The sequence below is a fragment of the Marinobacter salexigens genome, from assembly GCF_018860765.1.
Classification (GTDB): Bacteria; Pseudomonadota; Gammaproteobacteria; order Pseudomonadales; family Oleiphilaceae; genus Marinobacter; species Marinobacter salexigens_A.
The window spans coordinates 83,136-94,850 of the sequence record NZ_JAHKPV010000021.1 but is presented as its reverse complement, the minus strand read 5'-3'; the positions used below and the strand labels follow the sequence as shown (position 1 = coordinate 94,850).

The window sequence follows — 11,715 nt, the reverse complement described above, 5'->3', positions numbered from 1 at the left end:
GTTTATGGTCCAATCGTCTCTTGCGACGAAATCGCAGTCGTTTGATCTGGTCAAAAGTGAAATTGAGCAGACCATCAAGCAGGCAGAATCCAGTCTTGAGCGCTTTCAAGCAAACCGCGAGAGCGGTGAGGATTTGCAGAACTGTTTAGATTTTCTCAATCAGCTTCGCGGCATTTTCATTTTGGTAGAGCTTCGGGGTGGCACATTGCTGTGCCAGGAAGCGGTCACCATGGCCAATGATGTTCCTGTCGGCGCTAATGACGACAAGAACATTCTGCTTACGACGTTGAGCAATGCGCTGTTTATTCTCCGTCGCTATGTAGAGTACTACCACCAACAACGTGCAGACCACCCTGAACTGTTGTTGCCAGTAATCAACGAGCTGCGTGAGGCCCGTCGGGAAAAACCCTATCCCGAGTCCTGCTTTTTCGACGTAGACCTCATTGGTCCGCCAGATTTTTGTGCGGGTGTGTCGGTCCCCGCTTTTGAAGGCAACGAAGCCGACTATGAAATTGTGGCCCGGCGGATGCGCCTGACTTATCAAGTTGCACTGCTGGGTATTCTCAGGGACCGCAACCCTGTGGTAAGCCAAAAACTCATAAGCCGTGCCTCGCGGGGTTTCGCGCGTTTATGTCAGGGAGCACCAATGGGGCAGATGTGGTGTCTTGTTGCAATTGCTGCAGACACCATGCTTGATCGTGCCATGCCATTCACCAAGGCCCGCAAGCGGACGTTCATGCGTATTGAAAAGTATGCTCGTGAACTGGTTTATGTAGGAAAGGTGGCCACCGCAAAAGATGCTCCGGATTCGCTTATTCGGGATCTCGTTTACTTGCTTTATCGCAGTGGCTCCGGCAACCCCGAAGTCATGCGTGTTCTTTCAGAATTTAAGCTCACCCCTGCGGAATTTCCAGATTCTATTTTGGAAGCGCATGCGCGGCGCCTATATGGCCCCGGCACAGACGTGTTGGAATCCTTGTCTGAAGCTTTGCAAGATGAGCTCAATCAGTTGAAAGACAAACTCGACATAATTGAGCGAGGTATCGAGCCGGATCTGGCGGAGCTCTCGTCCATTGCCGATGCTCTGGAACGGCTATCCAATACTCTGGTTATGCTTGACCTCAATCGGTTGGGAACCATTGCTCGAGAAGAGGCGGGCAGGCTTCGCAACTGGGAGGCTGAATCTCGCCTGCCCGGAGAAGACGAGCTTTTCCGTCTCGCCGACTCGGTGCTGGGTATAGAAGACGCGGTTATGCAGATTGTAAACCGGGGCATTACCTCAGAAACAGACGCCCTAGCAGGCAGTGAACGCAGCCGGGAAGAGTCAACCTACCTGAGAGAAGCCGTATTCGTGGTTGCTGATGAGGCACGTAGCGCGTTGACGCTTGCTAAGCGGGCGATTACGGCCTTTGTAGAGTCTGACTATGACAAACTGCACCTCGCGAACTTACCTGCAACCTTGCACAGTATTTGGGGTGGGCTGCAAATGGTAAATGACCCGGCTGCCGCCCACGTACTTGAACGTGTTGCCGCCTCGATACAGGAGCGTTTGTTGGATACCCGCGAGGCACCAGAAGCACAGGTTCTCGAAGCGTTGGCGGATGCTCTAACATCCCTTGAGTACTATATCGAGGGTATCGGGAACCGTGAAGAAAGCAATGCGGATCTTCTGCGACTGGCAGAAACCTCATTGGATGATGTGGAGTTGTAAGAATCGGCCGTAGGGCTCGGTTCCAAAAACAAAAAACCCGCGCCAAGCGCGGGTTTTTTCATGAGCTGGTATCAACTCAACAGGGCGCAATCAGCCCATGTTGAAAAGCTCACCTAGCTTGGTAGCTAGCATCATGTCGCCTTCAGCGCGCAACTGGCCAGCCATAAAGGCCTGCATGCCGTCGGTTTCACCTGAAACAATACCTTCCAGAGTTTCGGAGTTCATGATCAGAGTTACAGAAGGGTCGTCGTGAGGGCCTTCGTGTAGTTTGCATGTTCCGTCTTTGATGACTAGGTGGTGGGTCTTGTCATCTTCGATATCAAACTGGAACACCAGGTCCAGGCCCTGAGCTGCGTCTGCGTTGAAGTTCTGCTCGAGTTTTTCAAAGATTTGATCTACAGACATTGTTTTACCCTTTTTGATGGTTGTCTTGTCATGATAACGGCTTAGTATGCTTGGCCTTAAAAGCCTTGGCAGCTGCCGGATAGAGCCGACCTCGCTTTCCGACTTTATGGTGAGACGGAATCACTGTCAAGCTCGATCGAACGCTTGTTTTAATTATTTTGCTCTGCTTATCACTAGGCTTTCGGTAAGTTACACTCTCGTGCTTGCTTAACTGGCTGGAGAAGCGATTTGGAGTTCCTGATTGAATACGGTTTGTTTTTGGCCAAAGTGGTCACCTTTGTTATTGCCGCGGTGGTGGTAGTGTCCATTATTGTGGCCTCTACTCAAAAAGATAGAGGGGATGACGAAGACGACGGTGAGCTGCGGATCCGAAAGCTCAATGAGAAGTACCGAAAATTACGCGAATCGATTCAGGCGCGTTTGATGTCTGAGTATGAGCGGAAAACCTGGAGTAAGGCGAAAAAGAAGAAAGAAAAAGCTGAAAAGAAAGCGGGAAAAACGAAAAAAACGGATGCGGACACACCCGAGGAATCACCTGCGCGCATTTTCGTGCTGGATTTTGATGGCGATATAAAAGCCAGTGATACCGACCCGCTTCGCAGAGCCATCTCTGCTGTACTCAGCGTTGCAGAGCCGGGCAAAGATGAAGTGGTTATTCGGCTAGAAAGCGGAGGAGGGCTGGTGCACTCCTATGGCTTGGCAGCAGCGCAACTTGACCGAATCCGGAGCAAAGGTATTCATCTCACTGCGTGTGTCGATAAAGTGGCCGCAAGCGGAGGCTACATGATGGCCTGCGTGGCAGATCGAATAGTCGCTTCCCCCTTTGCCATACTCGGCTCAATTGGTGTGGTGGCACAACTACCCAACTTTCACCGCCTGCTCAAGAAAAACAACGTCGACTTTGAAGTGCTGACCGCCGGTGAGCACAAGCGCACCATGACCATCTTTGGCGAAAATACGGATAAAGGTCGCCAGAAGTTCCTTGATGATCTTGAAGATACCCACGATCTTTTCAAAGATTACGTAAGTGAGCGCAGGCCCGAACTGGACATTGCTGCGGTGGCGACTGGTGATATTTGGTTTGGCAAACGAGCGCTTGAGGTAAAGCTCATTGATGAGATTAAAACCTCCGACGAATATCTCATTGAAGCCTGCGAGCGGGCAGACGTAGTCTCTGTATCCTTCGAGCGCAAACGAACCTTGCCTGAAAAACTTGGGCTGGCGACCAGTGCCGCACTTGAACACACGGTATGGAAAGTTCTAAGCGCATTCCGCAACCAGAAAATACAATAGCTGACAGCAAACGGGGAAAGCCATGACGAACGATACTCAATTTAAAGTCTGGCGTGTAGAAGAACAGGAGGGCGACTATAGAGGTTCCGAGCGGCCCCTTGATATCAAGGAGCTACCGGCGGGAGACGTACTGATCAAAGTCAGTCACTCATCCCTGAACTACAAAGACGCACTCTCAGCCTCCGGCAACAAAGGAGTCACCCGCTCGTTCCCCCACACCCCAGGCATCGACGCCGCTGGCGAAGTTATCGAATCCGCCATGATTTATGGAACAGCGGGCCTCACAGCAGGCCTATGCGTTCAAAAAATCCTGACCATGGGTGGCCAAGCCAGAACAGGGTAAAGTGGCCGTTTCCGGAGCCTCAGGAGCTGTTGGCAGCATTGCCGTGGAACTGCTATCAAAACTCGGGTTTGACGTAGTCGCAATCAGCGGCAAAGCCGACCACAAACAGAGCCTCAAAGAACTGGGTGCCACGCACTGGCTGAGGGCAAAAAGTCGATGCTTAAGCTCGCTTTCGCCAACGCGGTAGATACCGTAGGCGGCGCACCTTTGGCGGAGCTGCTAAAACAGATCCAACCCGGCGGCTCCGTCTCCTGCTGCGGCCTAGTTGCAGGCCCACAACTCCAAACTACGGTTCTCCCATTCATCCTCAGGGGTGTAAACCTCCTAGCTGTGGACTCCAATATTTTAGATCAAGAAGCCCGACGCCTAAACAAAGGCAAGTCGGTATCCGTAGCTGCCTGATACCCCTGACTAAAGAAATTCAAAGCCCGAGCCGCCTTGCGAATATCCTTATCCGGCCGCAGCTCATAGGTATCAAAACCACAGCGCTTCATAAACTGAAGCTGATCCAGCAGCACATCGCCAATCGCCCTCAACTCATTTTCATATCCGAAGCGCTCCCGCAACAGCCGGGCAATGCTGTAACCGCGGCCATCACTAAACTTCGGAAAATTAACTGCAATCAAAGGCAACTCGTTTACATGATCCGCCAGAACCTCCGGCTCATCATGGCTGTCTAGCCACACACCAATATTCTCATTGCCCGCAAACTGCTCACGGTTTTCAATCCACAAATCAGCAGGAATCAACACCCGTTTTTGCTCAGGAATATCCAATGTCTCACCGCGCTCGGGGCGGGAAACTACAAACCACTGATTCTGACGGATGCTGCCATCCCGGAAAATAATGTCAGGCATAAACCCGCTCCTTGAAAGGATCAATTCCAACACGACGATAAGTATCCAAAAACGATTCCTCATCTGTGCGCTTGTTAACATACACATCAATGATCTTAGCGATCACATCCGGCATATCATCCCGAGCAAAAGAAGGCCCCAGAATTTTGCCGATGGTTGCATCATGCTGCGATGCGCCACCAAGGCTCACTTGGTAGAATTCCTGGCCTTTTTTATCAACACCCAGAACGCCGATGTTTCCTACGTGATGATGGCCACAGGCATTCATACAACCCGATATGTTCAAATCGATTTCGCCAAGGTCGTATAGGAAATCCAGATTGTCGAAACGACGTTGGATGGCGTCAGCCACAGGAATCGATTTTGCGTTGGCCAGTGCGCAGAAATCACCCCCAGGGCAGCAGATAATATCTGTTAGCGTGTTCAGGTTTGCAGTGCCAAAACCCATGGGGCCGAGCTGCTCCCAAAGCTCCAGCAAACGATCCTGGCGCACATCCGCCAAAACCACGTTCTGCTGATGGGTTACCCGCACCTCACCAAAACTGTACTCATCGGCCAGATCTGCAATCTGTTCGAGCTGCCGATCAGTAACATCTCCGGGCGGCGTTCCGGTTTTTTTCAAGGTTAGTGAAACAATGGCGTAGCCGGGCTTTTTGTGGGTATCTACGTTGTGCTGCAGCCACTGGTCAAACGCTCGGTTCTCGAACCGCTGGCGAGCAAGCAAATCCGTTGCATTGTCCAACGCCGCATAGGCTGGCTCAGTGAAGTAGGCCTGAATGCGCTCGATAGCCTCACGCGTGAGGCGGCTAGGGGAATCCTTGATGTGTGCCCACTCAGCTTCGACTTTTTCTGCGAACCCAGCCGGAGTCAACGCCTTCACCAGAATCTTGATGCGAGCTTTGAATTTATTATCGCGGCGACCGTAACGGTTATAAACCCTGAGTACAGCTTCCAGATACGTTAGCAGGTCAAGTTCCGGCAGGAATTCACGAATAACTGGCGCAACCATGGGTGTGCGGCCAAGGCCTCCACCTACGTGCACCCGGAAACCCAGTTCTCCGGCGTCATTACGAACGATCTGAAGGCCTATATCGTGGACCTGTATCGCTGCTCTATCGGTTTTTTCGGATGCGTTGACGGCAACCTTGAACTTTCTCGGTAGATACGCGAATTCCGGATGGAACGTAGACCACTGGCGAATGATTTCGCAATAAGGGCGCGGATCTGTGAGTTCATCGGACTGCACCCCTGCAAACTGATCCGTTGTGGTGTTTCGAATGCAGTTCCCACTGGTTTGGTTGGCGTGCATTTCCACTTCCGCCAATTCGGCCAGAATGTCAGGTACATCTTCCAGATTTGGCCAGTTTAGCTGCACGTTCTGGCGGGTTGTAAAGTGCGCATAGCCTTTATCGTAATCCCTTGTAATACGTGCCAGACGACGCAGTTGAACAGAGCGCAGCATGCCGTAGGGCACACAAATACGCAGCATGGGTGCAAGCCGCTGAACGTAGAGCCCGTTCTGCAGGCGCAGGGGCAAAAATTCTTCTTCTGCCAGCTCTCCAGCCAGTGCGCGTTCGGTCTGGTCACGGAATTGCGCAACCCGCTCGGCAGCCATCTGCCGATCGTGTTCGTCATATACGTACATAGAGGAAAATCCTAAAAATAGCGTCGTAATGGCAGGCGCCAGAACATCGGTGCCTTATATCTGAAACGAAGGATAGCAGGCACCCCTTATACTAGAAACGATTATTTCAAGATATGTTTATCGATTAAGGCGATAAGGCAGTTTGTTGCGGGCTGGACGAATATCAATTTGCTGCTTTACTGATAAGGAGCGACTGAGGTGGGCGCTTATCTCGGGTAACTCAAAATTGGCAGACTCTTCACAAGGAGCAGGTAATGAAGAACTTAATGCGGTCGGACAGCAGAGCTGACGCCATAGCATCTGTAGTGATTATTGCACTTGTTGTTGCATTTGCTGTGATCTGGGTATCGGGGCAGTAGACTACTGGCCGGATAAAACCACGTTCACAACCACAACGAGTGTGCCTATGAAAAGGCCTGTGAATAACAGGCCGCCAATGATGTAGGGCCAAGGGCTGTGACTGCCAAAATCTTCTTCGCGGCGCTTGCTGGACTGAACGCCCAGAGCGCCGGCAGCTACGCTTTGCATGACTTTTAAAACGCCGGGCCCCTGAGGTTTTTTGTTTTTATTGTTTTCTGTATTCGGCGAATCTGTCATATATCCCATCCTGTCTGCGTGTGAGCCTTGCCTTTACTCTGCAGGATCGTAGGCAAGGCTTGGTGCCAGCCAACGTTCAGCTTCCGCTTTGGAAAGACCTTTACGTTCAGCATAGTCTTCAACTTGGTCCACGCCAATTTTACCGACTGAGAAAAACTTCGACTCAGGGTGGGAGAAGTACCAACCGGAAACCGCGGCAGTCGGGAACATTGCAAAGCTTTCTGTAATTTCGATGCCTGTTTGTGCGGTGGCATCGAGGAGCGTAAATAGGGTCGCTTTTTCAGTGTGATCCGGGCAGGCAGGGTAGCCGGGAGCCGGTCGAATTCCGTGGTACCGTTCTTTAATCAGGTCTTCGTTTGCTAGTTGCTCATCGCGGTTGTAGGCCCAGAACTCTTTACGAACCCGCTCGTGCATGCGCTCTGCAAAAGCTTCTGCCAAGCGGTCGGCTAGCGCTTTAACCATAATCGCGTTGTAGTCGTCGTTGGCATTTTTGTATTCCAACGACATTTCTTCCGCACCAATGCCGGTAGTTACGGCAAACCCGCCGATATAATCACAGTGTTCAGCCCCTTCTTCCGCCACAAAGTCCGAGAGCGCCATCATCGACTTGTTCGGTGCTTTGTCGTCCTGCTGGCGCAAATGGTGCAGGGTGGTTAGCTCTTCGCTGCGGCTTTCGTCTTTGTAGACGACAATATCATCACCGCGGCGATGTGCGGGCCAGAAGCCTATTACGCCAGAAGCAGTTACACGCTTCTCATCAATCATTTTGCGAAGAATAATTTGGGCGTCATCAAATAGATTTCGGGCGGCCTCACCACGCTTGGGGTCGTCAAACACCTGTGGGTATTTGCCTGCAATATCCCATGAGATAAAGAACGGCGTCCAATCGATGTAGGGCTCCAGTTCACTCAAATCGTATTCTTCAAATAACCGAGTGCCTGTAAACGTTGGCTTGGGTGGCACATAGTCTTTAAAGTTGATTTCTGGGGCCCGGGCGCGTGCCTCTTTTAAGCTGACAAGCTTGGTGCGATCACCACGCTGTTTGCGTCGCTCCCGAATCATGTCGTATTCCTCGCGGGCATCGCTCACCAGTTTCGCCTTGGCAGTTTTGCTCAGCAGTTGCGAGGCAACGTTCACACACCGGGATGCATCGGAAACATACAGTGCAATGTCGTTCTTGTAATGGGGCTCAATTTTAACGGCGGTATGCGCCTTGGAAGTAGTTGCGCCACCAATCATTAACGGTAGGTGGAAATCCAAGCGTTGCATTTCGCGGGCAACATGCACCATCTCGTCCAATGACGGTGTAATTAGGCCACTCAGGCCTATGATGTCCACATTATGTTCCTTGGCTGCAGCCAGAATTTTATCGCTGGGTACCATAACCCCAAGGTCGATAACCTCATAGTTGTTACACTGCAGTACCACGCCTACGATATTTTTTCCTATATCGTGAACATCACCTTTAACCGTGGCCATCAGGATTTTACCTTTGGCTTGCTGGTCTTCGGATTTTTCTGCTTCTATGAAAGGAATCAGATGGGCCACGGCCTGCTTCATCACTCGGGCGCTTTTGACCACCTGAGGAAGGAACATTTTGCCGTCGCCAAACAGGTCGCCCACAACGTTCATTCCGTCCATGAGCGGACCTTCAATAACGTGGATAGGGCGTTCGGCCTGCTGTCGGCATTCTTCGGTGTCTTCAATAATAAAGTTGGTAATGCCCTTAACCAAAGAATGCTCTAACCGTTTGATTACCGGCCACTCGCGCCAGGCGAGATCTTCTTCTTGAGTCTTGCCGCCTTTGCCTTTGAAGCGCTCAGCAATTTCCAGCAATCGGTCCGTAGCGTCGTCGCGGCGGTTCAGTACAACGTCTTCAACCAGCTCTTTCAGTTCTGGTTCAATCTCATCGTAAATAACCAGTTGACCAGGGTTTACGATGCCCATGTTCATGCCAGCTTTAATTGCGTGGTACAAGAACACTGAATGGATGGCTTCGCGGACGACATCATTGCCGCGGAAGGAGAAGGATACGTTGCTCACGCCACCTGAGATGGATGCGTGAGGCAAGTTCTCGCGTATCCAGCGGCAGGCGTTTATGTAATCAACTGCGTAGTTGTTGTGTTCTTCGATGCCTGTGGCGATGGCAAACACGTTCGGGTCGAAAATAATGTCGCCCGGATTGACGCCAATGCTCACTAGGACATCATAGGAGCGTTTACAGATTTCTGTCTTGCGTTCAAATGTATCTGCCTGACCGTCTTCGTCAAAGGCCATCACCACTACAGCAGCACCGTATCTCATGCAGTCGCGCGCGCGTTTTACGAACTCATCTTCGCCTTCTTTCAGACTGATAGAGTTCACTACTGCTTTGCCCTGGATACAGCGCAGTCCTGCTTCGATGACTTCCCACTTGGATGAGTCGAGCATGATGGGCACACGGGAGATATCCGGCTCCGATGCGACCAGATTCAGGAAGGTGACCATCACCTCCTTGGAATCCAACATGCCCTCATCCATGTTGATATCAATAATCTGGGCGCCGTTTTCGACCTGATCCCGCGCTACGCTCAGGGCTTCTTCGTACTGCTCTTCTTTAATAAGGCGGAGGAATCGTTTGGAGCCGGTTACGTTGGTGCGTTCACCAACGTTGATAAACAGGGTGTTTTCGTCGCCAGTAAAAGGCTCCAAACCAGAAAGTCTAAGGGCTTTTGGACGCTCTGGAATTTTGCGGGGAGGGTACTTTGAAACCGCTTTGGCTATAGCTTCGATATGCTCCGGACGGGAGCCACAGCAGCCGCCAATAATGTTAAGGAAACCGTCTCGCGCGAAACCTTCAATAATGTCGGCCATTTCTTCAGGTGTTTGGTCGTATTCGCCAAACTCGTTAGGCAGACCAGCATTGGGGTGGGCGCTTACGTAGGTTTCAGCTTTGCCCGACAGCTCTTCCACATAAGGGCGAAGCGCGTCTGCGCCCAAAGCACAGTTAAGCCCAACTGAAATTGGCCGTGAATGAGCCACGGAGTTCCAGAAAGCTTCGGTGGTTTGGCCTGACAGTGTGCGGCCAGAGGCATCGGTTATGGTGCCCGAAATCATAATGGGCAGTTCGATGCCGCTGTCTTTAAAGTACTGCTGCGTAGCGTAAATGCAGGCCTTTGCATTAAGTGTATCGAAAATGGTTTCGATGAGGATGATATCGCAACCGCCTTCCACCAGACCCTCGACCGATTCATAGTAGTTGTCTACCAAGCTTTGGAAATCAGTGTTGCGATAGCCCGGGTTGTTCACATCCGGTGATAGCGATGCCGTTCGCGAAGTGGGACCAACAGCGCCAGCTACAAACCTCGGCTTGGAAGGGTCTTTAGCGGTATATTCATCCGCCACTAGCCTTGCCAGTTTTGCGGCGGCCACGTTCAGCTCTTTGGAGATTTCCTCAAGACCGTAGTCCGACTGGGATACGCGAGTTGAGTTAAAGGTATTGGTTTCGATAATATCCGCACCAGCGTCCAAATAGTCTGCGTGTATGTTGCGCAGCAGGGCAGGCTGGGTGATGTTAAGCAGGTCGTTGTTACCTTTTACTTCGCGATCGTAGTTGGCGAACCGATCGCCCCGGAACGCTTGCTCGTCCAGTTGCAGGTTCTGGATCATGGTTCCCATGCCGCCATCTAGTATCACAATGCGCTCTTGCAGGGCTTTGTGAAGTTGTTTCAGGCGAGTGTTGCGATCGGTCATAGTCAGTATTCCGGATGTCGTCATTAACGGCGTATTAGGTTCAATGGCGCGGGATCATAGCAAAAATGCGGGGTCCAGTCGTAGTGCGCGCCCAGTAATTCTTTACTTGGGTCAAGTTCGTGAGCACAGCGTATTAGTAGGTGAAAATCACTAGTCTGTGAAAGACCAACTAAATTACTTGGTCTTTCATGTTGCCACAAACTCCCTTAAAATGGATTCAAACTTACCAACGGGTTTAAAACATGGCATTGGTTACTGTGACAGATCCCGCACGGGATTATCTTGCACAACTTATCGAAAAGCAGGATGTGGAAGGCATGGGAGTGCGAATTTTCGTAACCCAGCCGGGCACCAAAAATGCCGAAACCTGCTTGGCTTACTGCCCGCCTAACGAGATTGTGCCCACGGATGAGCAGGTGGACCTCCAAAAGTTCACGCTGTATTTGGATCATAACTCCGTACCTTTCCTTGAAGAAGCCTATGTGGACTACTCCAAGGATCAAATGGGCGGCCAGCTGACCATCAAAGCACCGAACGCAAAAGTACCGAGCGTAGACGAAAACGCGCCTTTGCCCGACCGGGTGAACTATGTGCTGGCTTCGGAAATTAACCCGAATCTAGCCGCTCATGGTGGCGATGTGTCACTGGTAGAGATCGTTGACGAGTCGGTTGCAGTATTACGTTTTGGCGGCGGCTGTCAGGGTTGTTCAGCGGTGAGCCTTACCCTGAAACAGGGCGTGGAAACCACACTTAAAGACAGAGTGCCCGAAATTACGGCAGTTCGTGATGTGACGGATCATACCCAAACCGAGAACGCCTACTACCAGTGATGCCCACCGGCCTATTCAGGGTCGTTTATCACTAGACTAGCTTTGCATTGTAACCCGAGATAGCTGCTGTGAGTGTGGTGGGGATCTCGGGTGCACCCAATTCGTTATTTCAACTGTACCTTCGAAACCCCTCCTAATTTTGCCTGTGACGTTGCTCGGGTAACAAGTGGCTGTTGTCGGACGCACCTACGCTGGCGCTCCGGCATACCGCAGAGCCAGGCGTTAATGCTGTAGTGATCTACGCGGATAACTGCGCGAACTTGATCGCGGAGGCGCGGCTGCTTTCCTTTCATTTTAGGCTC

Annotated in this window: 8 protein-coding genes and 1 pseudogene; 4 read left to right on the top strand and 5 right to left on the bottom strand. The window is 51.4% G+C overall.

Annotation, left to right across the window (positions count from 1 at the left end; translation table 11 throughout):
- Positions 1–4: 4 nt before the first annotated feature.
- Positions 5–1,711 carry a chemotaxis protein gene (locus KO508_RS14155; protein ID WP_216008967.1) on the top strand — a complete coding sequence of 569 codons (1,707 nt, stop codon included), beginning with the start codon at positions 5–7 and terminating at the stop codon, positions 1,709–1,711.
- Between the two features lie 90 nt (positions 1,712–1,801).
- On the opposite strand, the gene KO508_RS14150 is transcribed toward KO508_RS14155, so the two are convergent.
- Complete coding sequence (locus KO508_RS14150) at positions 1,802–2,116, bottom strand: SCP2 sterol-binding domain-containing protein (protein ID WP_216008966.1); 315 nt, start codon at positions 2,114–2,116, stop codon at positions 1,802–1,804.
- A 228-nt stretch (positions 2,117–2,344) separates the two neighbouring features.
- On the opposite strand from KO508_RS14150, the gene sohB reads away from it, so the two are divergent.
- The gene (sohB, locus tag KO508_RS14145) at positions 2,345–3,409 is read left to right on the top strand and encodes a protease SohB (RefSeq protein ID WP_216008965.1); all 1,065 of its coding nucleotides are present in this window, start codon (positions 2,345–2,347) and stop codon (positions 3,407–3,409) included.
- 22 nt (positions 3,410–3,431) lie between these two features.
- Positions 3,432–4,091, top strand: a pseudogene (locus tag KO508_RS14140) (zinc-binding dehydrogenase); the annotation flags it as partial.
- A gap of 11 nt (positions 4,092–4,102) precedes the next feature.
- Here KO508_RS14140 and KO508_RS14135 read toward each other — a convergent pair.
- The 4 genes from KO508_RS14135 to metH form a co-directional block, all read right to left on the bottom strand.
- Complete coding sequence (locus KO508_RS14135; RefSeq protein ID WP_216008964.1) at positions 4,103–4,609, bottom strand: DUF934 domain-containing protein; 507 nt, start codon at positions 4,607–4,609, stop codon at positions 4,103–4,105.
- Positions 4,602–6,254: a nitrite/sulfite reductase gene (locus KO508_RS14130; RefSeq protein ID WP_216008963.1), complete on the bottom strand. Its 1,653-nt coding sequence runs from the start codon at positions 6,252–6,254 to the stop codon at positions 4,602–4,604. Before KO508_RS14130 ends, KO508_RS14135 begins: the two co-directional genes overlap by 8 nt.
- A gap of 360 nt (positions 6,255–6,614) precedes the next feature.
- The gene (locus KO508_RS14125; protein ID WP_216008962.1) at positions 6,615–6,851 is read right to left on the bottom strand and encodes a DUF2970 domain-containing protein; all 237 of its coding nucleotides are present in this window, start codon (positions 6,849–6,851) and stop codon (positions 6,615–6,617) included.
- A 33-nt stretch (positions 6,852–6,884) separates the two neighbouring features.
- The gene (gene metH, locus KO508_RS14120; RefSeq protein WP_216008961.1) at positions 6,885–10,583 is read right to left on the bottom strand and encodes a methionine synthase; all 3,699 of its coding nucleotides are present in this window, start codon (positions 10,581–10,583) and stop codon (positions 6,885–6,887) included.
- Between the two features lie 242 nt (positions 10,584–10,825).
- Between metH and nfuA the strand changes: the two genes are divergently transcribed.
- Entirely contained in the window at positions 10,826–11,413 is a 588-nt protein-coding gene (nfuA, locus tag KO508_RS14115; RefSeq protein ID WP_216008960.1) for a Fe-S biogenesis protein NfuA, read from the top strand.
- The last annotated feature ends 302 nt before the right edge of the window (positions 11,414–11,715 follow it).

Bases quoted from the DNA above. Each gene is read 5' to 3' on its own strand.
- KO508_RS14130 (WP_216008963.1), bottom strand. From the start codon at position 6,254: ATGTACGTATATGACGAACACGATCGGCAGATGGCTGCCGAGCGGGTT.
- metH (WP_216008961.1), bottom strand. From the start codon at position 10,583: ATGACCGATCGCAACACTCGCCTGAAACAACTTCACAAAGCCCTGCAA.
- nfuA (WP_216008960.1), top strand. From the start codon at position 10,826: ATGGCATTGGTTACTGTGACAGATCCCGCACGGGATTATCTTGCACAA.
- KO508_RS14135 (WP_216008964.1), bottom strand. From the start codon at position 4,609: ATGCCTGACATTATTTTCCGGGATGGCAGCATCCGTCAGAATCAGTGG.
- KO508_RS14150 (WP_216008966.1), bottom strand. From the start codon at position 2,116: ATGTCTGTAGATCAAATCTTTGAAAAACTCGAGCAGAACTTCAACGCA.
- KO508_RS14125 (WP_216008962.1), bottom strand. From the start codon at position 6,851: ATGACAGATTCGCCGAATACAGAAAACAATAAAAACAAAAAACCTCAG.
- KO508_RS14155 (WP_216008967.1), top strand. From the start codon at position 5: ATGGTCCAATCGTCTCTTGCGACGAAATCGCAGTCGTTTGATCTGGTC.